The sequence below is a fragment of the Novosphingobium sp. NPDC080210 genome (genome assembly GCF_050281025.1).
Taxonomy (GTDB): domain Bacteria; phylum Pseudomonadota; class Alphaproteobacteria; order Sphingomonadales; family Sphingomonadaceae; genus Novosphingobium.
On record NZ_JBNNWL010000003.1, the window covers coordinates 412,973 to 435,821 of the forward strand.

Here is a 22,849-nt window from a genome sequence, read left to right on the forward strand (position 1 = left end):
TCGACTTCGCTCGACACGAACGGAGGTGGGTGAGCGGTCTTAGGCTACGCCCATTTCCTTGAGCTTGGCGACGAGGGCATCCACGTCGGCCACCTTGATCCCGGCCGAACGGACCGGCGGTTCGCTGACCTTGAGGGTCTTGAGGCGCGGCGCGATATCGACGCCGTAGTCAGCCGGGGCCTTGGTGGCGAGCGGCTTGGACTTGGCCTTCATGATGTTCGGCAGCGAGGCATAGCGCGGCTCGTTGAGGCGCAGGTCGGTGGTGACCACGGCCGGCAGAGCCAGCTTCACGGTTTCCAGACCGCCGTCGATCTCGCGCTTCACGACCACGCTGTCACCTTCGACGGTGACTTCGTTGGCGAAGGTGCCCTGGGGACGGCCCATCAGCGCGGCGACCATCTGGCCGACCTGGTTCGAATCGTCGTCGATCGCCTGCTTGCCGGTGATGATGAGCGAAGCGGCTTCTTCCTCGGCCACGCCCTTGACGATCTTGGCAACGGCCAGCGGCTCGACCTCCTCGTTGTCGCCAACCTGGACCAGCACGGCGCGGTCAGCGCCCATGGCCAGCGCGGTGCGCAGCGTTTCCTGGGCCTTGGCCGGGCCGACCGAAACCGCGACGATTTCGGTAACCACGCCCTTTTCCTTCAGGCGGATCGCTTCTTCGACGGCGATTTCGTCGAAGGGGTTCATGCTCATCTTAACATTGGCGAGATCGACGCCAGTGCCGTCGGACTTCACCCGCGGCTTCACGTTATAGTCGATCACGCGCTTTACGCAGACCAGGGCTTTCATGAGGTTCAAGCCTTTCCCATTGAATGACGCAGCTGCGCCTACTTTACGTTTACGGAAACGTCAACCCGTCCTTAGACGACCGGTTAAATGCCGTAACCCCGCCTGCCATTGCCGTGCATTCCTATGCGGTCAAGTGGCGAATCGGGAAATCATGGACGCAATAGTAAAGGGCCGGCCCCGCGGGTGCGGAGCCGGCCCTGCTTGGCTAAGATTGTCTGGCTTGGTGCGAAGGGGGATCAGGCCGCCTTGCGCACTTCCGCAACGATCTTCTTGGCAGCATCGCCCAGATCGCTGGCCGAAACGATCGGCAGGCCGGAGCCTTCCAGGATCTGCTTGCCCAGTTCGACATTGGTGCCTTCCAGACGGACCACCAGCGGAACCGACAGGTTCACTTCCTTGGCCGCGGCAACGATGCCTTCAGCGATGATGTCGCACTTCATGATCCCGCCGAAGATGTTGACGAGAATGCCCTTCACCGCCGGGTCCTTGAGGATGATCTTGAACGCCGCGGTGACCTTTTCCTTTGAAGCGCCGCCACCGACGTCGAGGAAGTTGGCCGGGAATTCGCCGTTCAGCTTGATGATGTCCATGGTCGCCATGGCCAGGCCCGCGCCGTTGACCATGCAGCCGATGTTGCCGTCCAGCTTGATGTAGGCAAGGTCGTATTCGCTGGCTTCGACTTCGGCCGGGTCTTCCTCCGTCTCGTCGCGCAGGGCCATCACGTCCGGGTGGCGGTAGAGTGCGTTCGAATCGAAGCTCATCTTGGTGTCGAGCACCAGCAGCTTGCCATCCGATTCGGCCAGCGGGTTGATTTCGATCATCGCGCAGTCGAGCGCGACGAAGGCGTCATAGAGCTGCTTGCCGAGGACCTGGGCCTGCTTGTTCAGGTCGCCCTTCAGCTTGAGGCCAAACGCGAGCGCGCGGCCGTGGTGGGGCATGAAGCCTTCCGCCGGGTCGATGGTGATCGTGGTGATCTTTTCCGGGGTTTCATGGGCAACGTCCTCGATGCTCATGCCGCCTTCGGTGGATGCGATCATGGCGATGCGGCCGGTGGCGCGATCGACCAGCATCGACAGGTAGTATTCCTTGCCGATGTCGACGCCGTCGGTGATGTAGAGGCGGTTGACCTGCTTGCCAGCGTCGCCGGTCTGGATCGTCACCAGGGTGTTGCCCAGCATGTCCTTGGCGTGGGCTTCGACTTCCTCAAGGCTCTTGGCCAGGCGGACGCCGCCCTTGGCATCGGGGCCGAGTTCCTTGAACGTGCCCTTGCCGCGACCACCCGCGTGGATCTGGCTCTTCACCACATAGAGCGGTCCGGGAAGCTGCTTGGCCGCTTCGACGGCTTCGGCAACGGACATGGCGGGGATGCCCTTGGGAATGGCAATGCCGAACTTGGCGAGCAGTTCCTTGCCCTGATACTCGTGAATGTTCATGGGTGAATGGCTCCGTGGGGGTGGTGCTGGCACCGGGAATGCGGATGCCCTAAGCACAGGCAAGCGGCCTTGAAAAGGCCTCGAAGCCCTTCCAAGGTAGAAATATGAACGCCAGTTGCGAGTCATTCTTAACAGTATCGGAAATGCGCTCTTGATCGACCGTGCGCGCCTGGAATCCATCGTGCGCGAAGCGGGGCAGATCGCGCTCGGTTCGTGGCCGGGCCATGGCCATGCGCCGACGATCTGGGAAAAGCACGGCGGCAGCCCGGTCAGCGCGGCGGACCTGGCGGTGGACGAATTCCTCAAGCGCGAGCTGGGGCAGCTGCTGCCCTCCGCCGGGTGGCTGTCGGAAGAAACCATCGACGCGCCGGAACGGCTGGCGGGCGGGCTGATCTGGCTGGTCGATCCGATTGATGGCACGCGCGACTTCATCCGTGGGCGGACCGGATGGGCGGTATCCGTCGCCCTTGTCAGCTCCGGGCGGCCGCTGCTTGGCATGCTCGATGCCCCGGCGCGCGGAGAGTTCTGGTATGGCGAGGCGGGACAGGGATCCTGGCGCAATGGCCACCGCCTGACTGCCAGCCAGCGCGACCGCCTGCCCGGTGCGCGCGTTCCCGCGCAGGCCTTGCCCAAGACCGATGCGGACCTGACGGCAGTCGACCAGCCCAATTCCATCGCCCTGCGAATCGCCATGGTCGCGGCGGACGAGGCCGATCTGGTTGCGACCCTGCGCTGGGGCTATGAATGGGACATTGGCGCAGCCGCCCTGATCGCGCGCGAGGCTGGTGCCGCAGTCACCGATGCCTTTGGCCAGCCCCTGGGTTACAACAAGCGCGATCCGCGCGCCTTTGGGGTGCTGGTCTGCTCTCCCGCGATCCATCAGGCGGCAGTGGACCGGCTGGCGGGACGGGCCAGGGAACTGGCGGAAAGCGGATAGCAAAAGGGCCCGCCCTTGCAGGCGAGCCCTCCTCGGTGATGCGATGATCTGGCTTACTGGCCGGAACGGGCCGCAGCCACGTCGTCCTGGGTCACCGGGACGATCTTGATCTCGACGCGGCGGTTCTTGGCGCGGCCATCCGCCGTGTCGTTGCTTGCCACCGGCATGGTCTCGCCAAAGCCTTGGCTGCGCAGGCGCGCTGCGGGCACCCCGCGCGAGATGAGGTAGTTCATCACGGTGCGCGCGCGGCTTTCCGACAGGGTCTGATTGAAGGCATCAGATCCGGTCGAGTCGGTGTGGCCGTAAACGTCGACCAGGCTGTTGGGATACTGGATCAGGCTTTGTGCGACCTTGTCCAGCGTGGCGCGGAATTCCGGCTTGAGCGTGGAGCTGCCGATGTCAAAGGTCACGCCGTCGGGCAGGTTGACCAGGATCGCGCTGCCGTTGTCGGTTTCGGTCACGTCGACGCCGGAACCGGCGGTCTGCTCCTTCAGTTCCTTGATCTGCTTGTCCATCTGGTAGCCGACCGCAGCGCCAGCGACGCCGCCGATGCCGGCTCCGATGATGCGCCCGGTCTTGCCGCCGATCAGGCCGCCCAGCAGACCGCCGGCGACGACGCCGCCCAGACCGCCGATGGCAGTTCGCGAAATCTTCTTCTCACCCGTATTGGGGTCGGTCACACAGGCCGAGGTGGTCAGCAGCGCGGCTGCGGCGATACCGGAAGTGAGCCAGCGGGTCTTCATCATCATTCCCCTTCGCTTGAACGGAAGTCCTCTCGACCCTGTATTTTCGCATATGAATGGAACCTGACAGGGCGCAATGTCAACGGTTTAGCTTGGCTGCGGTTCCGCGCCGGCAACCGTTTCGCGCGCGGGCTCTTATCCTTTGGGATCAAACCTGCTACCGGACAAACCGTGACACCCTATCCGTGGACCGACGTCATCGTCATTGCAGGACTGATCCTGCTGAATGCCCTTTTCGCCATGTCGGAACTGGCCATCGTTTCCGCACGCCCCGCGCGCCTGAAGGTTGCGGCGGAGGCGGGGCACAAGGGCGCCCGCACCGCGCTGGCGCTGGCTTCCGATCCGGGCAAGTTCCTTTCGACCGTGCAGATCGGGATCACCCTGGTCGGGATCATTGCCGGTGCCTATTCCGGCGCCAGCCTGGGCGGACCCACGGCAGAGCGGCTGGTGGCCCTGGGCATGCCGGCTGACTGGGCCGAGGAAGTCGGCTTTGCCATCGTGATCGCGCTGACCACCTATTTCAGCCTCGTCGTAGGCGAACTGGTGCCGAAACAGATCGCGCTGCGCTCGGCCGAACCGATTGCGATGCTGGCGGCGCGGCCCATGGCGCTGATCGCCCGCATCGCCGCGCCGTTCGTCTGGCTGCTGGACCGTTCCTCCTCGTTCCTGGTGCGCGTGCTGGGCGTGCGCGGCAAGGGCGGGCAGTCGCTGACGGCAGAGGAACTGCACCTGGTTTTTGCCGAGGCGACCCGTTCCGGCGTAATCGAAGAGGAAGAGCGCCAGATCATGACCGGCATCATGCGCCTGGCCGACCGTCCGGTGCGCGAACTGATGACGCCCCGGACCGAGCTCGACACGATTGACCGCCGCGCCTCCGAGGCGGAAGTGCGCGCCGCGATCAAGGACAGCCCGCACTCGCTGCTGCCCGTGGCCGATGGCACTCCGGACAATATCGTCGGGGTGGTCAAGGTGAAGGACCTGCTCGCCACCATGCTTGCGGGCCGCAAGGTTCAGCTCGCGCGCCTGATGCGCAAGGCCGAAGTGATCCCGGATCAGCTGGACGCGATGGATGCGCTGCGCCTGCTGCAGCAGTCCGATGTCGCCATGGCGCTGGTTCATGATGAATATGGCCACCTGGAAGGGGTGGTCACGCCCGCCGACCTGCTCAGCGCGATCGTCGGCAATTTCGCCAGCCACCAGGACGAAGGCGACGAGCCGATGGTGGTGGAGCGCGAGGATGGCACCCTGCTGGTCGCCGGTTCGCTCCCCGCCGATGCTCTGGCCGACCGCCTGACCATCGAATTGCCCGAAGACCGCGACTATGCGACGGCGGCTGGTTACGCCCTGTCCGTCATGAAGAAGCTACCGCACGAAGGCGAACACTTCCATGAACAAGGCTGGCGCTTTGAAGTGGTCGACATGGATGGCCGCAAGATCGACAAGCTGCTGGTCAGCCGCGTGGCCAGCGAGGGCGTGGCGGAGTAAGGTTTCGCGCAAAGGCGCAAAGGACGCGAAGGTGTCGCGCTTGAACCGCGCGCAGCGCTCTCTCTATCCCGAAGGTGGATCTGGCGCACCTCGACCGAAACGAACGCAACCTCTTCGCGTCCTTCGCGCCTTTGCGTGAATCAAAAAAGCCCGAGTTTCCCCGGGCTCTTTCAATCCAAAAGCCAGTCAGGCTTAATTGCCGACCGTGGTCTGCGCTTCGCGGCCATCGCCTTCGGGAGCGGCGATGATGTCGCGGGTGGCGTCGCCCTTGGCAACGGTCTGGGTGGCCGGATCGCCCACGGTCGAGCGGATCGACGGAGCAGCCTGGCCGGACAGCTGGTTCACCGAGGTTTCGACCCCGGACCGCGGAGCGGGCGGGCCGAACAGCGCGCTCTGCGCCTGGGCGGCAGTGCCCTGGTCGGTGGGGCGCGGAGCGCCGGGAGCCGGGGGAACCAGTGCGAAATCGGGCGGAACGACCAGCGGAGCCTGACGCTGCACGGCGAATTCGTCCGGGCGCTGGCGATTGAACAGCCCGCCGCCGCCGCAAGCGGAAAGCAGCACCGAAGTGCCAAGGAGGATCAGGGCTGACTTACGCATGGTATCAATTCTCCGAGGCGGGAGCGCCCGCCGGTTGCTGCTCCGTCTTTTCGCGGATCAGAAAGCTGCGGGCAAGGATAATAACAACGCCGATGGTGATTGCCGCATCGGCCAGGTTGAAAATCAGGAAGGGGCGGAAATCGCCGATGTGGAAATCGGCATAATCAAGCACATAGCCGAACCGGACGCGGTCACGGATATTGCCCAGCGCACCGCCGAGGACCAGCGCCAGGGGCAGGATCTCGCCCAGCACCTTTTCGCGCAGCATCCACACCAGCACGACCAGTGCAATCAGTGCGGTAAGGGCGACCAGGCCCCAGCGCATCTCCATCGAATTGGCCGTGAGCATGCCCAGCGAGACGCCATAATTGTGGGTCCGCGTCAGGTCGAAGAACGGCAGCAAGGGCAGGTGATCGCCGATTTCACGCAGGCCCCACGGTCCGGCCACCATCCGCTTCAACCACTGGTCGATCCAGAAGATCACAGCGGCAAGCACCAAGCCGGTCAAGCGGGGGCGGGCAGTGAAGATCACGCGTTCTGCTTTCCTGCTTCGTCATGCTGAACTTGTTTCAGCATCCATCGTGCCACCGCGCCTTTCGGGCCGCGATGATGAATGGACCCTGAAACAAGTTCAGGGTGACGGGTTACGAACCTGGTTTCAGCCATTAACGACCTGATCGCAACGTGAACAGAGTTCGCCGTCCTCGGCCACTTCGGGCAGGTGCCGCCAGCAGCGACCGCACTTGTGGTTTTCCGTGCGGGTGACGGTCAGCGCGTCGCCGTGGGTTACCGACGAGACGATGAACAGTTCGGCCAGATCGGTATCGCCCGCAGCTTCCGCAACGGTAACCGCAGCTTCCAGGCTGGAGCCGATGACCTTTTCGCGGCGCATGGGTTCGATCTGTTCGTTCACGGCGGTGCGGGCGGCGCGCAGTTCTTCCCACTTGACCATGTCCACGGCTGCACTCGGCAGTTCCGGCCATTCCAGCAGGTGGACGCTGCCGCCAGCGGGATAGCGCGTGCCCCAGACTTCCTCTGCCGTGAAGACCAGCACCGGCGCGGCCCAGCGGATCAGGGCGTGGAACAGCAGGTCCAGCGTGGTGCGATAGGCCATGCGCTTCGGGTCGGTCGGCGCATCGCAATAGAGGCAGTCCTTGCGGATATCGAAGAAGAAGGCCGAAAGGTCCTCGTTGCAGAAATCGGTCAGCGCGCGGACATAGGTGTTGAAGTCATAGTGGTGCGCGGCCTGACGCAAGGTCGCGTCCAGCTTGCCAACGAGGGCCAGCACATAGCGTTCCAGTTCCGGCATCGCCGCAACGTCGACCCGTTCTGCATCGCTGAAGCCGTCCAGAGCGCCCAGTAGATAGCGGAACGTGTTGCGCAGCTTGCGGTACTGGTCGGCCACGCCCTTCAGGATTTCATCGCCGATGCGGTGATCCTCGGTGAAGTCGACCGACAGCGCCCACAGGCGGATGATGTCCGCGCCATAGTTTTCCATCACCTTCAGCGGGTCGATGGTGTTGCCCAGGCTCTTGGACATCTTCATGCCCTTGGAATCCATGGTGAAGCCGTGGGTCAGGATTTCCTTGTATGGCGCATGGCCGCGCGTGGCGCAGGATTCCAGCAGGCTCGACTGGAACCAGCCGCGATGCTGGTCGCTGCCTTCCAGGTACATGTCGGCGCGCGGGCCGGTCCACCCGGCGGGACGCTCCAGATCGGGCCAGCGCCCGCTTTCCAGCACGAAGGCATGGGTGGAGCCGGAATCGAACCACACGTCCAGAATGTCGGTGACGCGCTCGTAATCCTCGACGCGGTACTGCTCGCCCAGGTATTCCTGCGCGCGCTCGTCGCTCCAGGCATCGACGCCGTCCGCCTTGACCGCAGCAACGATCCGCGCGTTCACGGCAGGATCGCACAGGTATTGGCCGGTCTTGCGGTCCACGAACAGGGTGATCGGCACGCCCCAGGCGCGCTGGCGCGAGAGGACCCAGTCCGGCCGGCCTTCGACCATCGAACCGATGCGGTTGCGGCCCTTTTCGGGCACGAAGCGGGTGGCGGCAATCGCGGCCATGGCGGTTTCGCGCAGGGTTTCGCCCGCATCCTGTTCGCTGCGGATGTCCGCTTCCGTTGCGCAGAGCGGCGCCTGCCGGTCGATCTTGCGGTCCATCGGCACGAACCACTGCGGAGTGCAGCGGAAGATCACCTTGGCCTTGGACCGCCACGAATGCGGATAGGAATGCTGGTAATCCGCCGAAGCCGCCAGCAGGCAGCCGGTTTCGGCCAGGGCAGTGCAAATCGGACCGTCCGGCGCGTTGAACTTGGGATTGATCACCGATCCCTGACCGCCCAGCCAGGCCCAGTCCGCCCGGTACTTGCCATCGCCTTCGACCGCGAAGACGGGCTCGATCCCGTGCTCCTTGCACAGCAGGAAGTCATCCTCGCCGTGGTCCGGGGCCATGTGGACCAGCCCGGTGCCGCTGTCGGTGGTAACGAAGTCGCCCGGCAGGAACGGGCGCGGCTTGGCGAAGAATCCGCCAAGGTGGTGCATCGGATGGCGAACGACGGTGCCGGCGAGGTCGGAGCCTTTGATCGTGCCGCGTTCCTCAAGCCCGATTTGAAAAGCAACGCCATCTGGCGAAGTGCCTTGAGCACGGTCTAGCCGATCATTTATCTGCTCCATCAGGGGCTTTGCCACAATGAGGCGCTTGCCAATCAGATGGTAAAGCGGGTGTTGATCGAGTGCGCGGCTCAAATCGGTTTCGCCAACAGAGCATCCGCCGATCATCGGTTCAGCTATTACATACTCCACGTCCGGCCCATAGGCGATCGCTTGGTTGGCCGGGATCGTCCACGGCGTCGTCGTCCAGATCACGGCATGGGCGCCGACCAGTTCGGCAATCGGCGACTGCGTGATTTCAAAAGCCACGTCGATCTGGGTCGAGGTGATGTCCTCGTATTCGACTTCCGCCTCGGCCAGCGCGGTCTTTTCCACCGGCGACCACATCACCGGCTTGGCCCCGCGATAGAGCTGGCCGCTTTCCGCGAACTTCAGCAGTTCGGCAACGATGGTGCCTTCGGCCTGCGGGTCCATGGTCAGATAGGGATTGTCCCAATCGCCCAGAATGCCCAGCCGCTTGATCTGTTCGCGCTGCACGTTGACCCAGTTCTGGGCATAAGCGCGGCATTCCGCCCGGAATTCGACCGGATCGACCTGGTCCTTGTCGAGCTTCTTCTTGCGGTACTGTTCCTCGACCTTCCATTCGATCGGCAGGCCGTGGCAGTCCCAGCCGGGAACATAGGGCGCGTCCTTGCCCAGCAGGTTCTGGGTGCGGCAGACCATGTCCTTCAGGATATGGTTCAGCGCATGGCCGATGTGCATGTCGCCATTGGCATAGGGCGGGCCATCGTGAAGGATGAACTTTTCCCGGCCCGCGCGCGCATCGCGCAGCTGGCGATAGAGGTCACTCTCGTTCCAGCGCGCCAGAATGCCTGGCTCCTTCTGCGGAAGCCCGGCCTTCATGGGGAAATCGGTCTTCGGCAGGAAGACGGTGTCTCGATAGTCGCGCTGTTCGGTCATAGCGCCGGGGCCTTAGCCGGGGCGGCGGCTTTGCGCAATTTTTTGGTGTGGGCGCAGCCTTAAAGGCCAGAGAGCAGGTGTCGCGCTTGCAGGCAGTCCTGCTCCATCTGCGCGGTCAGTTCCTCCAGGCTGTCAAACTTGGCCTCGGGCCGCAGGTAATGGTGCAGCGCCACTTCGATCTCCTGGCCATAGAGATCGCCAGAAAAATCGAAGAAGTAAGGCTCCAGCAATTCGATGGGGGGATCGAAACTGGGGCGAATGCCCAGGTTGGCCGCACCGTGGACGACTTTCCCGCCAGGCAGGTGTCCAGTCACCGCATAGATGCCATAGGCCGGGCGCAAATAGTTGCCGAGCCGCAGGTTGGCGGTGGGATAGCCGATGGAGCGGCCCAGCTTGGCCCCATGCTCCACCACGCCGCGAATGGCGAAGGGGCGGGTCAGTAGGTGGGTGGCCGTGCCGCAGTCCCCGGCGCGCAGGGCATCACGGATGCGGCTGGACGAGACGACTGCGCCCTCCTCGCTAACCGGACCGACGGCCTTTGCGCGCAGGCCCTGGCTTTCGCCCAGGCGTGCGAGCAGGTCGACACTGCCGCCGCGTCCCTTGCCAAAGGAGAAGTCCTCGCCCGTGACCACGCCCGCCGCGCCCAGGCGGCGAATCAGCAGTTCGGTTACGAAGTCCTCCGCGCTGGTTCCGGCCAGTTCCGCGCCAAAGGCGAAGACCAGCATGGCATCGGCCCCCGCTGCCTCGAACAGCTCGATCCGCTGGTCCAGCGTGGTCAGGCGGAAGGGCGGGGCATCGGGCGCGAAGAAGCGGACCGGGTGGGGATCGAACGTGGCGATGATCGCCGGGCGGCCCTCGGCCCGCGCCCAGCCGATGGCTTCGCCCGCAACGGCTTGGTGGCCCAGGTGGAAGCCATCGAAATTGCCCAGCGCAATGATCGCGCCGCGCAGGGAATCGGGCATCGGGGCCGCTGCATCAAGCCGGGGAATGGTCATCTGGTTACCTTGATCCCGGTTTACGCAGCAGCGTGACGAAATCAAATGCGGGAGACTGGCTGTCCTCAGGATGGGATTCGCGGAAGGTTTCGGTCCATTCGCTGCGGTCGAAATCCGGGAAGTATGTGTCCCCGTCCGGTCTGGCGTGGACTTCGGTCCATTCGATCCTGTCGGCCAGCGGCAGCGCCTGGGCATAGATCTGCGCCCCGCCGAAAATGATGATCTGCGGCGCATTGGCAAGGTCCAGCGCCTGTTCCAGCGAATCGGCCCGCTCCGCCCCATCGGCCTGCCAGCTTGCATCGCGGGTGATGACGATGTGGCGGCGGCCGGGAAGAATGCCGGGCAGCGAATCGAAGGTCTTGCGGCCCATGACCAGCGGCTTGCCCATGGTGAGCGCCTTGACCCGGCGAAAGTCGGCGGACAGGTGCCAGGGCATTCCGCCGTCCGCGCCCATCACGCCATTATCGGCAACCGCCACCACCAGAACGATTTCCGGGCGGTTCATGTCAGAAGGTCAGCCGCGTGACGTGGCCCATCTTGCGCCCCGGACGCGCGGCGCCCTTGCCATAGAGGTGCAGGTGGTTGGCCGGATCGGCCAGAATCGCGGCCCAATCCTCTGCCGCCTCGCCAATGATATTGCGCATTTCGACCTTGGTCGCGGCCAGACGGGTATCGCCCAGCGGCAGGCCGCAGATCGCGCGGATGTGATTTTCGAACTGGCTGGTGACCGCGCCTTCGATGGTCCAGTGCCCGGAATTGTGCACGCGCGGGGCCATTTCGTTGAACACGGGGCCGTCCGCCGTGGCAAAGAATTCAAACGCGGCCACGCCGACATAGCCAAGCCCTTCGGCCACCTTGGCAGCCAGGGCACGCGCCTCTTCCACCTGGGCCAGGACTGCGTCGCTGGCAGGTGCGGTGGACAGGGCCAGGATGCCGCCCTGATGGACGTTCTCGGCGCTGTCCCAGAATACGATTCGGCCATCGTGACCCCGTGCCAGAATCACGCTGAATTCTGCGGAAAAGCGCACCAGCCCTTCATAGATCAGCGGCTGCCCGGAAAAGGCGATGCCGTCTGCCTCGTGGTCGGCATTGATCCGCCACTGGCCCTTGCCGTCATAGCCTTCGCGCCGGGTCTTGAGGATGCCGGGCGAGCCCAGGCGGGTCAGCGCCGCATCCAGATCCTCGCGCGTGTCGACCGCCATGTAGGGTGCGGTACGGCCGCCGAGCTGCTCGACGAATTCCTTTTCGTTCAGCCGGTCCTGCGCCACTTCCAGCGCTCGGGCATTGGGGTGCAGCGGCACCGATCCCAGCGCCTTCAGCGGGCCGACCGGGACATTTTCGAACTCATAGGTCACCACGGCGCAATCGGCAGCGAATTCGGCCATGGCCGCCGCATCGTCCCAATGGGCATTGGTAAAGCGGGCGCAGACCTCTGCCGCGACCGAATCGGCCTCCGGCGCATAGACGTGGACGCGGTAGCCAAGCTGCGCCGCTGCCTTGGCCAGCATCCGGCCCAGCTGACCGCCGCCCAGAATGCCGATGGTTTCGCCGGGGGGAATCATGCGCTGTCCTTCCTTAAGCGGGCCGCTCGGCCACGCTGGCGCTTTGCGCGGCGCGGAACTGCTTGATCCGCTCTGCCAAGGCATCGTCGTTGGTGGCCAGGATCGCGGCGGCGAGCAGGCCCGCATTGGTCCCGCCCGCTTCGCCGATGGCCAGGGTGCCGACCGGGATTCCGGCAGGCATCTGCACGATCGAAAGCAGGCTGTCCTGCCCTGAAAGCGCGCGCGATTGCACCGGCACGCCCAGTACCGGCAGATGGGTCATGCTGGCCACCATGCCCGGCAAGTGGGCCGCGCCGCCAGCACCAGCGATGATCACCTTGAAGCCTTCGTCTGCCGCGCCCTGGGCGAAATCGACCAGCCGCTGCGGGGTGCGGTGCGCCGAGACGATCCGCGCATCATAGGCGACGCCCAGCTTGTCCAGCGCATCGGCGGCGCATTTCATGGTCGGCCAGTCGGACTGGCTGCCCATGACGATTGCTACGGGTGCGCTCATTTCAACGCTCCGAGAGATAATAGCGCTCCAGCGCCTGCAGGTTGTCGTCCAGTTCATAGACGATCGGCTGGCCGGTGGGAATTTCCAGGCCGGTTATCTCGTCGTCCGAAATGCCGGACAGGTGCTTGACCAGCGCCCGCAGCGAATTGCCGTGGGCGGCGACCAGCACCACTTCGCCCGCCTTCAGCGCCGGGGCAATCGCTGCCTCGTAATAGGGCAGGACGCGGGCGATGGTGTCCTTCAGGCTTTCGGTCGAGGGAATCGCGATCCCGGCATAGCGGTCGTCCGCCTTGAGATCGAACTCCGATCCGTCCTCCAGCACCGGCGGGGGCGTGTCAAAGCTGCGGCGCCAGATCTTGACCTGTTCGTCGCCATGCTTGGCTGCCGTCTGGGCCTTGTCGAGGCCGGTCAGCCCGCCATAGTGGCGTTCGTTCAGGCGCCAGTCCTTGGTTTCCGGGATCCACAGGCGGCCTGCGGTTTCCAGTGCCAGGTGCAGCGTCTTGATCGCGCGGGTCTGGAAACTGGTGAAGGCGAGCGTGGGCAACATGCCCTTGGCCTTGAGCAGGGCACCGGCGGCGCGGGCCTCTTCCTCACCCTTGGGGGTCAGGTCGACGTCCCACCATCCGGTAAAGCGGTTTTCGAGATTCCACTGGCTCTGGCCATGGCGGACGAGAATCAAACGCGGCAAGGTCTTGGCTCCCCCGGTTTCAGGAAGCTTGGCCCCTAGCCAGCAGGCTCGTCTTTGGGAAGTGTCGGCGTGGTGTTGCGGGTAATTTCCCGCGCCTGTTCCTTGCGGCGACGCAGGTTCTCGCGCAGCTTTGCGGCCAGGCGCTCTTCGCGCGACAGGGGTGGGTTGTCTTCACGCATTGGCAATCTGATGGCGCTATCACGCCTTGTGCTTGACAAAGCAAGGGGCCGCAGTCATTAGCGCGCCCCTGCCCCGGCGCGCCCAGCCGCACCGGGCACGATGGAATGGTGTGCTGCTGTAGCTCAGTGGTAGAGCGCATCCTTGGTAAGGCTGAGGTCGGGAGTTCAATCCTCCCCAGCAGCACCATTCCTTTTCCCCCGATCCCGAACCCGCCGAATTGCGCCGCTCGTTCAGGCTTCGAGCGGAGCGGTCGACAGGCTCAGTTCCGGAATCGCGACTGAGCGCCTGCCGCTGAAGTCGGTGCGCACGACGATTAATCCTGCCCGTTCATAGTGTTCCAGCAGGCGGCGAATCCGCCCCAGCGAATTCGTGCCATAGATTCGCGCCAGTTCCTCGTCGTCGGGACAGGTGGCCCCTTCGTGGGCGGCGCGGGCGATGACCAGGAACGGGGCGAGCAGATCGTCGGACAGGACCCGGGCCACGCGCAGGATGTCTTTCCACGGCGCCTTGTCGGCATCGGTCACCCCGGCCACGGCCATGGCAAAGCGGCGGCGGAACAGCGTCATGTCGACGTGGCCCGCAGTCAGACGGTTCATCCGGCAGCGCACGGTGAAATCCTGGAACAGCCGTGCGGGTTGCTGGAAGGTGCAGTCTTCCTCTGCCGCCATTTCGGCCAGGATCGCATCGACAGCCGCGTCGATCTCGCGCTGATCGGGGGCGAACAGGGCGGGCTGTTCGACCGGTTCTTCTTCCATCTCGGTCGGCACGGCGGCGATCTGTTCCAGCAGCGCGCCAGCATCCGGAGCGGACGGAGCCGGAGGCGGGGGTGCGGGGCTCTCATCCTCAAGGTGCAGGCCGGAATGGAGCAGGGCGTGCAATTCGTCGGGCGAGGCAGAAGGCGGCGGGGCCAGCGCCTGGACCATCCGCTGCGGGCCGGTCCGCACCGGGCCGATTCGCACCGCCACCGGGCGGCGGCTGATCGCCGGGCCCAGGCCCAGGAACTGGCCGCTGGAAAGATCGCGGATCTGTTCGGCCTGGCGGCGCTCCATCCCCAGCAGGTCGGCCGCGCGGGCCATGTCGATGTCCAGGAAGGTGCGGCCCATCAGGAAGTTCGAGGCTTCGGCGGCGACGTTCTTGGCCAGTTTGGCCAGGCGCTGGGTGGCGACGATCCCGGCGAGGCCGCGCTTGCGCCCTCGGCACATCAGGTTGGTCATGGCGGCCAGCGACATGCGGCGGGTTTCCTCGCTGACGTCGCCGCCCGCGGCGGGGGCAAACATCTGCGCTTCGTCCACCACCACCAGGGCCGGGAACCACTGGTCGCGCGGCGCGTCGAACAAGGCGGACAGGAACTGCGCGGCGCAGCGCATCTGCCCTTCGATCTCCAGCCCTTCGAGCGAAAGGACCACCGAAGCGCGGTGCTTTCTGATTCGCGCCGCCAGCCGCTCGATCTCCGCGCCGGAATAGGCCGCGCCGTCGATCACGATATGGCCGAACACGTCGGACAGGCTGCAAAAGTCCCCTTCCGGGTCGATCACGATCTGCTGGACGATGCTGGCGCTCTCTTCCAGCAGGCGGCGCAGCAGGTGGGACTTGCCCGAACCGCTGTTGCCCTGAACCAGCAGGCGCGTGGCCAGCAGTTCCTCGATATCGATCTGGATGGGGCCGCCGGAAGGGTCGGCACCGATTTGGATGGGAGCGCTCACCGCCTGGCAGTTAGGCGGGCAATGGCTTCTCTCCAAGCGGGCCTAGGCTGTTTTCCAGAGCTTCGCGTCGCTCTGCCCTGGGAACCGGGCCTTGTCATGGCCGTTTTTCCCGCATCCAACGGAAAGGGAAATGCCATGACCGATACCCGCGATCCCGATAACGTGACGATCATCAAGGAGCGCAGCTCCGGTGGAACCGCAGTGATCGCGATCATTGCCCTGCTGCTGATCGCCGCCTTTGCCTATTTCGTCCTGGTGAAGCAGCCGGATAATTCCGCCGATCCCAACATCTCGGCAGCCGCTGAAAAGGTTGGCGCTGCCGCCGACAAGGTGGGCAATGCCGCAGAGGATGCGGCGAAGAAGGTGAACTAAAGACCCGGTCGGGGCGCTTCAGCTGGTACCCAGCAGGTCGCCCCATTCCGGATGCCGGGTAAAGGCCGCAGCGACATAGGAGCATTCGGGCAGGATCAGGAAGCCCTGTTCCCGCGCATCTGCGACCATGGCTTCGACCAGTCGTGCCGCCACGCCGCGTCCACCAATCTCTGGCGGCACGATGGTGTGTTCCGCCGCGCGGGCATGGCCGTGATCGACCCAGGTAAGGCGCCCGATCGCGTCGCTTCCGGCCACGTGGGCGTGATATTCGCCCGCTTTTTCCCCGCCGTGGCGCGTGATCGTGACCTGTTCCATCGGGTACTCCTGCTTGACGCCCGGTGCGGGCTGCATCATGCGACATGGTGATGCAGTTTCTTTCCGACAATGCCGCTGCCGTCCATCCCCGCCTGTGGGAGGCGATGCGTGCCGCAGATGCGCCGGATTCCCCCTATGACAATGACGCATTGAGCCTGAAGCTGGACGATGCGTTTGCGGACCTGTTCGGTCGGCCTTGCGCGGTCCTGTGGGTGGCAACGGGCACGGCGGCGAATTGCCTGGCGCTTGCCACCCTGGTCCCGCCCCACGGCGGGGTGATCTGCCACCGCGAGGCTCATATCGAGACGGACGAGGGCGGCGCACCCGGCTTTTACACCCATGGGGCCAAGCTGATCCTGGCCGAAGGCGAAGGGGCGAAGCTTTCGCCCGAGGGGATCGAGGCAGTGATCGTCGGTATCCGCAAGGACGTGCACCAGGTTCAGCCGCAGGCCGTGTCGATCACGCAGGCGAGCGAATATGGCCGCTGCTATCAGCCGCAGGAAATGGCCGATATTGCCGCGACCGCGCAGCGCCATGGGTTGAAACTCCACGTCGATGGTGCGCGTTTCGCCAATGCCGTGGCCTTCCTCGGCTGCACCCCGTGGGAAGCCTGCCAGGGTGCAGCGGCGCTCAGTTTCGGCTGCGTCAAGAACGGCGGGATGAGCGCCGAGGCGCTGGTCTTCTTCGATTCCGAACTGGCAGACGTCGCACGGCTGCGGCGCAAGCGGGCGGGCCATCTGCAATCGAAGGGCCGGTTCCTGGCCGCGCAGCTGCTAGCGATGGTCGAGGATGGGCTGTGGCTGGAAAATGCCCGCAGCGCCAATGCGGCGGCGGCGGAGCTGGCCACGGCAGCGGGCGACCGCCTGCTCCATCCGGTCGAAGCGAACGAGATTTTCCTGCGCCTGACGGGGGCCGAGCGCGAGGCGCTACGCAGTCAGGGCTTCTCCTTCTATGACTGGGGCAGCGATGCCGCGCGGCTGGTCACGGCGTGGAACAGCCCGGCAGACCACGTTGCGGCGCTAGCCCAGGCGATCCGCGCGCTGTGACTTCCGCCTCCGCCCCGGCACCATCGCAGGCCCGCGCCATTGCGGCCTTCGTGCTGGTCACCCTGATCTGGGGATCGACCTGGCTGGTCATCAAGGACCAGATCAGCAGTACCGTTCCCGCCAGCTGGGCCGTGACCTGGCGCTTTATGCTAGCTTCGGCCGGTATGTTCGCCCTGGCGATCGTCCGGCGCGAAAAGCTCATCCTGCCCCGCCCGGCCATGACGGTGGCCGTGGTTATGGGGCTGTTCCAGTTCTTCGCCAATTTCCAGCTGGTCTACCGGGCCGAGGGCTACATTACCTCCGGCCTCGTCGCGGTCTTGTTCGCGCTGTTGCTGGTGCCGAATGCGGTGATGGGGCGCATCTTCCTGGGCACCCCGATCGAGCGGCGCTTTCTGGCCGGTTCCTCGGTCGCCCTGCTGGGCATCGCCTTGCTGCTGGGCCACGAATACCGTGCGGCTCCTGCGGGCGGCGCGGAAGTGCTGGCCGGAGTGGCCCTGACCTTCGCCGCGATCATGTCCGCCTCAACCGCCAATATCCTGCAAGCGACTCCCACCGCGCGGCGCGAAAGCATCATCGTGATGATTGCCTGGGCGATGCTGGTCGGAGCCACGGCGGATGCGCTGTTCGCCTGGGCCACGGCGGGGCCGCCGGTGCTGGATACCAGCCCGCGCCAATTGGGCGGCATTGCCTATCTGGCAATTGTCGGCTCGGTCCTCACCTTCCCGCTCTATTTCATGCTGATTCGCGACTGGGGGCCGGGCAAGGCTGCTTACAATGGGGTGGCCGTGCCGGTCGTGGCCATGGCGCTTTCCACTCTGTTCGAAGGCTACCGCTGGTCGCTGCTGGCGGGGGGCGGAGCGGCGCTGGCGATGGTCGGGCTATTGATCGCGCTGTCGGGCCGCAAGTAGCGCGCCCAGTCCTTCGCGGTATGTGGGATAGCGCGGATTCCAGCCCAGGACCCGCTTTGCCTTTCGGTTCGCGACGCGGCGATTCTCTGCATAGAAGGCCCGCGCCATGGGGGACAACCCGGCCTCCTCGATGCTTTGCAAGCGCGGCCAGGGCAGACCGAGCAGGTCGCAGGCGTGCTCGATCACGCTGTTCTGGCTGGTCGGCAGATCGTCGGCCACGTTGTAGGCGCCTGCCGGAGCGTCCAGCGAGAGCAGCACGGCACTGACGATGTCATCCACATGGACCCGGCTGAAGATCTGGTCCGGCAGGTCGATCCGGTGCGCCGCGCCGCTTTCCACCCGTTCCAGTGCGGAGCGACCGGGGCCGTAGATTCCGGGCAGGCGCAGCACGCGTGCCCCGCGCTCCAGCCAGGCCCGGTCAGCCTCGGCCCGCGCGGTGCGGCGGCCCGTGCCGGTGGGTGCACTTTCATCGACCCAGGCACCCCCGGTATCGCCGTAAACCCCGGTGGAAGAGAGATAGATCAGATGCTTGCCCGCGAGTGCAGGGCCATAGGCCTCCAGCACCGGATCAAGCCCTGCGCCATCCGGCGGGACCGAGGAAAGGACGTGCGACGAATCGGCCAGGGCCAGGCGCACGTTGCTTTCATCGTCGAATCGCAGGGTGCCGCTGCGCCCGGTGGACACGACTTCCCAGCCCTGTTCCTGCAAGGCTGCGGCGGCGCGGGTGGCGGTATAGCCCAGTCCGAAGATGAAAATGCGGCGCATCGGCCCATTCCATAGGCCGCCGCGCTGGCAATCGGAAGCATTGCGATTAAGTTGGCCCGCATGGATATCGCCAGCAGACCCTCCGCCCCGCTCAGCAACCCCGAAACTGCCGATGCCGCGCCGCCGCCGCAGGCTCCGGCCACGATCCGGCGCGAGGACTATTCCCCGCCCGCGTGGCTGGTGCCGCAGATCGCGCTCGATTTCGCCCTGGGGCTTGAGGAAACGCGCGTCACGGCGCGGCTGGAGGTAGAGCGTAATCCGGCCTGCGACGGCACGGCCACGCTGCGGCTCAACGGGGACGGACTGGTGGCCGAATCGGTTTCGGTCGACGGGGTTCCCGTGAACACTTGGCGGATGGACGGACCGGACCTGCTGCTTGAACTGCCGGAAGAACGGCACCGCGTGGAAATCGTCACCCGGATCAATCCGGCGGCCAATACGCAGTTGATGGGGCTCTATGCCTCGAACGGGATGCTTTGCACCCAGTGCGAGGCCGAGGGCTTCCGCCGCATCACTTTCTTCCCGGACCGGCCGGACGTGCTTTCCACCTATTCGGTGCGGATGGCCGGGGCCAAGGGCTTGTTTCCCGTGCTGCTCGCCAATGGCAATTGTATCGCGACCGGCGATGGGCCGGACGGCACGCATTGGGCCGAATGGCACGATCCCTGGCCCAAGCCGTCCTATCTGTTCGCGCTGGTCGCCGGGGATCTGGTCGCCAACCACGACACTTTCACCACGATGAGCGGGCGCAGGGTCGACCTGAACATCTGGGTTCGCGAAGGGGACCAGGACCGCACCCATCACGCGATGCAGGCGCTGAAGGATTCGATGAAGTGGGACGAAGAGGTGTTCGGCCGCGAATATGACCTCGACCTGTTCAACATCGTCGCCGTGTCCGATTTCAACATGGGGGCAATGGAGAACAAGGGGCTGAACGTCTTCAACACCCGCTACATCCTGGCCGATCCCGATACGGCGACGGACGGCGACTATGACGGGATTGAGAGCGTCGTCGCGCACGAATACTTTCACAACTGGTCGGGCAACCGCGTCACTTGCCGTGACTGGTTCCAGCTGAGCCTGAAGGAAGGCTTCACCGTCCTGCGCGACCAAATGTTCAGCCAGGACATGGGCAGCGCGGCGGTCAAGCGGATCGAGGATGTCCGCGTGCTGCGCGCCGCGCAGTTCCCCGAAGATTCCGGCCCGCTGGCGCACCCGATCCGGCCGGATTCGTACCAGGAAATCTCCAACTTCTATACCGCCACGGTCTATAACAAGGGTGCCGAAGTGATCCGCATGATGCGGACCCTGGTGGGCACGGAGCGGTTCCGCGCCGGGACGGACCTCTACTTCGCCCGCCACGACGGCGAGGCCGCGACCTGCGAGGACTTCGTCCAGGCGATCGAGCATGGCGCGGACATCGACCTTGAGCAGTTCCGGCTGTGGTATTCGCAGGCCGGCACGCCCAAGGTCACCGCGCGGCTGTCCCATGCAGATGGCGTCGCCACCCTGGCGCTGACGCAGGAAGTGCCCGCCACGCCCGGCCAGCCGAACAAGCAGCCGATGGTCATTCCGCTCAAGCTGGCGTTGTTCGATCCCGCCACCGGCAAGCACGACGGGGAAAAGCTGGTCGTGCTCGACCGCGCCGAAATGGAATTCGCCTTCCCGGGATTTGCGGCGAGGCCGGTCCTCTCGCTCAATCGCGGCTTTTCCGCTCCGGTCTGGATCGACGCGGATACGACGGCGCAGGACCTGGTCTTCCTGGCCGCCAACGATGACGATCCCTTTGCCCGGTACGAGGCTTTGCAGCAGCTCGCCGCGCAGCACCTGCTGTCCGAAATGGCCGGGCGGCCCGATCCCGCCGGGCGCGATGCGATTGTCCAGGCTTTCGCCCGAATCATCGAAGACTCTGCACTGGATGACCTGATGCGCGGCGAACTGATGATCCTGCCGGGCGAAGCCTATCTGGCCGAGCAGGTCGAGGCAGTCGATCCGGTCGCCATCCGTACCGTGCGCGAGGCATTGAAGGCGCAGCTGGGTGCCTCGCTGGAGCAAGCGCTGGTCGCGCTGCACGCCCGCGCCAGCGCCGTCCCCTATGACCTCTCGGCAGCGGCACGCGGGGCGCGCAAGGTCAAGACCCAGGCCCTGGTCCTGCTCGCAGCCGGAGCGCCCGAACTGGCCGCGCAACTGGCCGCGGCGCAGTTCGATGCGGCGGACAACATGACCGACCGGCAAGGCGCGCTGATGGTCCTGTGCAGCCTGGAAACTCCGCTGCGGGACGAGCGGCTGGCCGCATTCCACGCACGCTATGCGGGCAATGCGCTGGTGATCGACAAGTGGTTCTCGCTCCAGGCCGGATCGCTCCACCCGGACGTGCTGGCCCATGTGCGCGCCTTGGCGGACCATCCCGATTTTACCCTGACCAATCCCAACCGGGTTCGCGCGCTCTATATGGCGGCGGCGGTCAATCCGGGGGCATTCCATGCCGCGACGGGAGAGGGTTACCGCATGGTCGCGGACCTGATCCTGGCGCTCGACCCGCTCAATCCGCAGACCGCCGCGCGCTTCGTTGCGCCGCTGGGGCGTTGGCGGCGGATCGAACCGGCGCGCGCCGCGCTGATGCGAGCCGAACTGGAACGCATCGCCGCCGCGCCGGGACTGTCCAAGGACACTGTCGAGCAAGTGAGCAAAAGCCTTGGCTGAAGCGGTCGAGGTACTCCGGGCCGCTCTGCTCGGTTCTGTTCCGCATGGCTTCCTCGGTCGGCGGGGTGGTGTTTCCAGCGGCGTGGTGACCGGTCTCGACATGGGCCTGCGCGGGATGGACCCCGACGATCCAGCCCTTGCGCCGGTGCGGGAAAACCGCCGGCGCGGAGTGGAGGCGGTTCTGCCGGGGGCGAGGCTGGTCGGGGTGTACCAGGTCCACGGCGCGGACTGCGTCGAGGCGGGCGATTGGGCCGAGGCGGACCGGCCCCATGCCGATGCGCTCGTTACGGACCGGCCCGGCGTGCTGCTGGGCATCCTGACCGCCGATTGCGCCCCGGTCCTGCTGGCGGACACGCAGGCGGGCGTGGTAGGCGCCGCCCATGCCGGGTGGAAGGGCGCCCTGGCCGGCGTGACGGATTCGACCATCGCCGCGATGGAGCGGCTGGGCGCCAGTCGCGGCAACATCGTCGCAGCGATCGGTCCCTGCATCGCCCAGGCCAGTTACGAAGTGGACGAGGCCTTCCGCCTCCGCCTGCTGGATGAGGCAGCCGACAATGCGCGGTTCTTCGTTTCCGGGGCGCCGGGGCATTACCAGTTCGACCTGGAAGGCTATGTCGCCCGCCGCCTGGAACGCGCCGGAATCGGCGGGGTTGAGCGGCTTGGGCGCGACACCTATGCCGACGAGGCCGCCTTCTTTTCGTTCCGCCGCGCCACCCATCGCGGCGAGCCGGACTATGGCCGGCAAATGTCCTTGATCGGCCTGGCTTAGGCACTCTTTCGCCAAGCTGTGCAAACTTGCACAAATTGACAGTTGGCAGGGGGCGGCTTCGCGTCTATCAGGCCCGCCAAATCGTCTAGGCAGGCTGCATCTTGCAGCGCGTGGGCGGTTCGCATAGGGGCTTCCTGAGCAAATTTTGAGGGGGTCGTTCCCGAAGCGCGTTGCGCAACAGGGCGGCCAGAACGACAGGATCGGTTCGACCATGGCACAAGAGGCGAGCATCGACACTCCGACCGTCCAGGACGGTGAGGGTGTGCGGCGGCGCGATTTCATCAACATTGCAGCGGTCAGTGCGGCCGGTGCGGGCGGCATTGCCGTGCTCTATCCCCTGATCAGCCAGATGGCCCCTTCGGCCGACGTGCTGGCGCAGAGCTCGACCGAGGTCGATATCAGCGCGGTCCAGCCGGGCCAGGCGATCAAGGCGATCTTCCGCAAGCAGCCGGTGTTCATCCGCAACCTGACTGCAGCTGAAATCGAGCAGGCCGACAAGGTGGACGTTGCCACCCTGCGCGATCCGCAGACCTTGAAGGAACGCACCAAGGAAGGCCACGAGAACTGGCTGATCACCATGGGCGTCTGCACCCACCTGGGCTGCGTCCCGCAGGGCGCTGGCGCAGGTGAAGTGAAGGGCGAATTTGGCGGGTACTTCTGCCCCTGCCACGGTTCGCACTACGACACCGCGGCGCGCATCCGCAAAGGCCCGGCTCCCAAGAACCTGGTGGTTCCGGAGTACGAATTCACCTCCGACACTGTCGTCAAGATCGGTTGAGGTAGACC

The 22,849-nt window shown here is 65.3% G+C and carries 23 protein-coding genes and 1 tRNA gene; 9 read left to right on the forward strand and 15 right to left on the reverse strand.

Annotation, left to right across the window (positions count from 1 at the left end; translation table 11 throughout):
* Positions 1 to 39: 39 nt before the first annotated feature.
* Positions 40 to 792, reverse strand: a complete 753-nt coding sequence (locus ACQKOE_RS11005; RefSeq protein WP_427512821.1) for an electron transfer flavoprotein subunit beta/FixA family protein — start codon at positions 790 to 792, stop codon at positions 40 to 42.
* 236 nt (positions 793 to 1,028) lie between these two features.
* Entirely contained in the window at positions 1,029 to 2,225 is a 1,197-nt protein-coding gene (gene sucC / locus ACQKOE_RS11010; RefSeq protein WP_427512822.1) for an ADP-forming succinate--CoA ligase subunit beta, read from the reverse strand.
* A gap of 151 nt (positions 2,226 to 2,376) precedes the next feature.
* Here sucC and ACQKOE_RS11015 point away from each other — a divergent pair, with 151 nt between their 5' ends.
* Complete coding sequence (locus ACQKOE_RS11015) at positions 2,377 to 3,162, forward strand: 3'(2'),5'-bisphosphate nucleotidase CysQ (protein ID WP_374591681.1); 786 nt, start codon at positions 2,377 to 2,379, stop codon at positions 3,160 to 3,162.
* Positions 3,163 to 3,215: 53 nt separating this feature from the next.
* Here the strand turns inward: ACQKOE_RS11015 and ACQKOE_RS11020 are convergent, their stop codons facing one another.
* Complete coding sequence (locus tag ACQKOE_RS11020) at positions 3,216 to 3,908, reverse strand: OmpA family protein (protein ID WP_427512823.1); 693 nt, start codon at positions 3,906 to 3,908, stop codon at positions 3,216 to 3,218.
* A 168-nt stretch (positions 3,909 to 4,076) separates the two neighbouring features.
* On the opposite strand from ACQKOE_RS11020, the gene ACQKOE_RS11025 reads away from it, so the two are divergent.
* Positions 4,077 to 5,390 carry a hemolysin family protein gene (locus ACQKOE_RS11025; RefSeq protein ID WP_427512824.1) on the forward strand — a complete coding sequence of 438 codons (1,314 nt, stop codon included), beginning with the start codon at positions 4,077 to 4,079 and terminating at the stop codon, positions 5,388 to 5,390.
* 192 nt (positions 5,391 to 5,582) lie between these two features.
* Here ACQKOE_RS11025 and ACQKOE_RS11030 read toward each other — a convergent pair whose 3' ends face one another.
* The 9 genes from ACQKOE_RS11030 to ACQKOE_RS11070 form a co-directional block, all read right to left on the reverse strand.
* Positions 5,583 to 5,987 (reverse strand): DUF3035 domain-containing protein, encoded by a 405-nt coding sequence (locus ACQKOE_RS11030; RefSeq protein WP_427512825.1) that lies wholly within the window; start codon positions 5,985 to 5,987, stop codon positions 5,583 to 5,585.
* A gap of 4 nt (positions 5,988 to 5,991) precedes the next feature.
* Positions 5,992 to 6,519, reverse strand: coding sequence for a signal peptidase II (lspA, locus tag ACQKOE_RS11035; protein WP_427512826.1), 528 nt, complete (start codon positions 6,517 to 6,519; stop codon positions 5,992 to 5,994).
* Between the two features lie 126 nt (positions 6,520 to 6,645).
* Positions 6,646 to 9,564 (reverse strand): isoleucine--tRNA ligase, encoded by a 2,919-nt coding sequence (ileS, locus tag ACQKOE_RS11040; RefSeq protein WP_427512827.1) that lies wholly within the window; start codon positions 9,562 to 9,564, stop codon positions 6,646 to 6,648.
* A 59-nt stretch (positions 9,565 to 9,623) separates the two neighbouring features.
* Positions 9,624 to 10,559 carry a bifunctional riboflavin kinase/FAD synthetase gene (locus ACQKOE_RS11045; protein ID WP_427512828.1) on the reverse strand — a complete coding sequence of 312 codons (936 nt, stop codon included), beginning with the start codon at positions 10,557 to 10,559 and terminating at the stop codon, positions 9,624 to 9,626.
* A gap of 4 nt (positions 10,560 to 10,563) precedes the next feature.
* Complete coding sequence (locus ACQKOE_RS11050) at positions 10,564 to 11,064, reverse strand: dihydrofolate reductase (protein WP_427512829.1); 501 nt, start codon at positions 11,062 to 11,064, stop codon at positions 10,564 to 10,566.
* A gap of 1 nt (position 11,065) precedes the next feature.
* Positions 11,066 to 12,121 (reverse strand): 5-(carboxyamino)imidazole ribonucleotide synthase, encoded by a 1,056-nt coding sequence (locus ACQKOE_RS11055; protein ID WP_427512830.1) that lies wholly within the window; start codon positions 12,119 to 12,121, stop codon positions 11,066 to 11,068.
* A gap of 13 nt (positions 12,122 to 12,134) precedes the next feature.
* Entirely contained in the window at positions 12,135 to 12,614 is a 480-nt protein-coding gene (gene purE / locus ACQKOE_RS11060; protein ID WP_427512831.1) for a 5-(carboxyamino)imidazole ribonucleotide mutase, read from the reverse strand.
* Position 12,615: 1 nt separating this feature from the next.
* Positions 12,616 to 13,302 carry a 2,3-diphosphoglycerate-dependent phosphoglycerate mutase gene (gene gpmA, locus ACQKOE_RS11065; RefSeq protein WP_427512832.1) on the reverse strand — a complete coding sequence of 229 codons (687 nt, stop codon included), beginning with the start codon at positions 13,300 to 13,302 and terminating at the stop codon, positions 12,616 to 12,618.
* 35 nt (positions 13,303 to 13,337) lie between these two features.
* A complete protein-coding gene (locus tag ACQKOE_RS11070; RefSeq protein WP_374591699.1) occupies positions 13,338 to 13,481 on the reverse strand; it encodes a hypothetical protein in 144 nt (47 codons plus the stop codon).
* 112 nt (positions 13,482 to 13,593) lie between these two features.
* Between ACQKOE_RS11070 and ACQKOE_RS11075 the strand changes: the two genes are divergently transcribed.
* A tRNA-Thr gene (locus ACQKOE_RS11075) sits at positions 13,594 to 13,668 on the forward strand.
* A 44-nt stretch (positions 13,669 to 13,712) separates the two neighbouring features.
* Here the strand turns inward: ACQKOE_RS11075 and ACQKOE_RS11080 are convergent.
* Complete coding sequence (locus ACQKOE_RS11080; protein ID WP_427512833.1) at positions 13,713 to 15,185, reverse strand: helicase HerA domain-containing protein; 1,473 nt, start codon at positions 15,183 to 15,185, stop codon at positions 13,713 to 13,715.
* Positions 15,186 to 15,320: 135 nt separating this feature from the next.
* Here ACQKOE_RS11080 and ACQKOE_RS11085 point away from each other — a divergent pair, with 135 nt between their 5' ends.
* Positions 15,321 to 15,557 carry a hypothetical protein gene (locus ACQKOE_RS11085; protein WP_374591703.1) on the forward strand — a complete coding sequence of 79 codons (237 nt, stop codon included), beginning with the start codon at positions 15,321 to 15,323 and terminating at the stop codon, positions 15,555 to 15,557.
* A gap of 18 nt (positions 15,558 to 15,575) precedes the next feature.
* On the opposite strand, the gene ACQKOE_RS11090 is transcribed toward ACQKOE_RS11085, so the two are convergent.
* A complete protein-coding gene (locus ACQKOE_RS11090; protein WP_427512941.1) occupies positions 15,576 to 15,872 on the reverse strand; it encodes a GNAT family N-acetyltransferase in 297 nt (98 codons plus the stop codon).
* A 50-nt stretch (positions 15,873 to 15,922) separates the two neighbouring features.
* Here ACQKOE_RS11090 and ACQKOE_RS11095 point away from each other — a divergent pair, with 50 nt between their 5' ends.
* The gene (locus tag ACQKOE_RS11095; RefSeq protein WP_427512834.1) at positions 15,923 to 16,918 is read left to right on the forward strand and encodes a threonine aldolase family protein; all 996 of its coding nucleotides are present in this window, start codon (positions 15,923 to 15,925) and stop codon (positions 16,916 to 16,918) included.
* Positions 16,915 to 17,826, forward strand: coding sequence for a DMT family transporter (locus ACQKOE_RS11100; RefSeq protein WP_427512835.1), 912 nt, complete (start codon positions 16,915 to 16,917; stop codon positions 17,824 to 17,826). Before ACQKOE_RS11095 ends, ACQKOE_RS11100 begins: the two co-directional genes overlap by 4 nt.
* On the opposite strand, the gene ACQKOE_RS11105 is transcribed toward ACQKOE_RS11100, so the two are convergent.
* Complete coding sequence (locus tag ACQKOE_RS11105; protein ID WP_427512836.1) at positions 17,797 to 18,591, reverse strand: SDR family NAD(P)-dependent oxidoreductase; 795 nt, start codon at positions 18,589 to 18,591, stop codon at positions 17,797 to 17,799. The genes ACQKOE_RS11100 and ACQKOE_RS11105 overlap by 30 nt on opposite strands.
* Before the next feature lie 60 nt (positions 18,592 to 18,651).
* On the opposite strand from ACQKOE_RS11105, the gene pepN reads away from it, so the two are divergent.
* From pepN to petA, 3 genes are all read left to right on the forward strand, one after another.
* A complete protein-coding gene (gene pepN, locus ACQKOE_RS11110; RefSeq protein WP_427512837.1) occupies positions 18,652 to 21,294 on the forward strand; it encodes an aminopeptidase N in 2,643 nt (880 codons plus the stop codon).
* Positions 21,287 to 22,063: a peptidoglycan editing factor PgeF gene (gene pgeF, locus ACQKOE_RS11115; RefSeq protein WP_427512838.1), complete on the forward strand. Its 777-nt coding sequence runs from the start codon at positions 21,287 to 21,289 to the stop codon at positions 22,061 to 22,063. The genes pepN and pgeF overlap by 8 nt, the downstream gene beginning before the upstream one ends.
* A 211-nt stretch (positions 22,064 to 22,274) precedes the next feature.
* On the forward strand, positions 22,275 to 22,841 hold the full coding sequence (gene petA, locus ACQKOE_RS11120; protein ID WP_374591803.1) for a ubiquinol-cytochrome c reductase iron-sulfur subunit: 567 nt from the start codon (positions 22,275 to 22,277) through the stop codon (positions 22,839 to 22,841).
* The last annotated feature ends 8 nt before the right edge of the window (positions 22,842 to 22,849 follow it).

What these genes read in the sequence shown, in the direction of transcription:
- ACQKOE_RS11005 (WP_427512821.1), bottom strand. Translation starts at nt 792, where the DNA reads ATGAAAGCCCTGGTCTGCGTAAAGCGCGTGATCGACTATAACGTGAAG.
- sucC (WP_427512822.1), bottom strand. Translation starts at nt 2,225, where the DNA reads ATGAACATTCACGAGTATCAGGGCAAGGAACTGCTCGCCAAGTTCGGC.
- ACQKOE_RS11020 (WP_427512823.1), bottom strand. Translation starts at nt 3,908, where the DNA reads ATGATGAAGACCCGCTGGCTCACTTCCGGTATCGCCGCAGCCGCGCTG.
- ACQKOE_RS11030 (WP_427512825.1), bottom strand. Translation starts at nt 5,987, where the DNA reads ATGCGTAAGTCAGCCCTGATCCTCCTTGGCACTTCGGTGCTGCTTTCC.
- ileS (WP_427512827.1), bottom strand. Translation starts at nt 9,564, where the DNA reads ATGACCGAACAGCGCGACTATCGAGACACCGTCTTCCTGCCGAAGACC.
- ACQKOE_RS11045 (WP_427512828.1), bottom strand. Translation starts at nt 10,559, where the DNA reads ATGACCATTCCCCGGCTTGATGCAGCGGCCCCGATGCCCGATTCCCTG.
- ACQKOE_RS11050 (WP_427512829.1), bottom strand. Translation starts at nt 11,064, where the DNA reads ATGAACCGCCCGGAAATCGTTCTGGTGGTGGCGGTTGCCGATAATGGC.
- ACQKOE_RS11055 (WP_427512830.1), bottom strand. Translation starts at nt 12,121, where the DNA reads ATGATTCCCCCCGGCGAAACCATCGGCATTCTGGGCGGCGGTCAGCTG.
- purE (WP_427512831.1), bottom strand. Translation starts at nt 12,614, where the DNA reads ATGAGCGCACCCGTAGCAATCGTCATGGGCAGCCAGTCCGACTGGCCG.
- ACQKOE_RS11070 (WP_374591699.1), bottom strand. Translation starts at nt 13,481, where the DNA reads ATGCGTGAAGACAACCCACCCCTGTCGCGCGAAGAGCGCCTGGCCGCA.
- ACQKOE_RS11085 (WP_374591703.1), top strand. Translation starts at nt 15,321, where the DNA reads ATGACCGATACCCGCGATCCCGATAACGTGACGATCATCAAGGAGCGC.
- ACQKOE_RS11090 (WP_427512941.1), bottom strand. Translation starts at nt 15,872, where the DNA reads ATGGAACAGGTCACGATCACGCGCCACGGCGGGGAAAAAGCGGGCGAA.
- ACQKOE_RS11095 (WP_427512834.1), top strand. Translation starts at nt 15,923, where the DNA reads ATGCAGTTTCTTTCCGACAATGCCGCTGCCGTCCATCCCCGCCTGTGG.
- ACQKOE_RS11105 (WP_427512836.1), bottom strand. Translation starts at nt 18,591, where the DNA reads ATGCGCCGCATTTTCATCTTCGGACTGGGCTATACCGCCACCCGCGCC.
- pepN (WP_427512837.1), top strand. Translation starts at nt 18,652, where the DNA reads ATGGATATCGCCAGCAGACCCTCCGCCCCGCTCAGCAACCCCGAAACT.
- petA (WP_374591803.1), top strand. Translation starts at nt 22,275, where the DNA reads ATGGCACAAGAGGCGAGCATCGACACTCCGACCGTCCAGGACGGTGAG.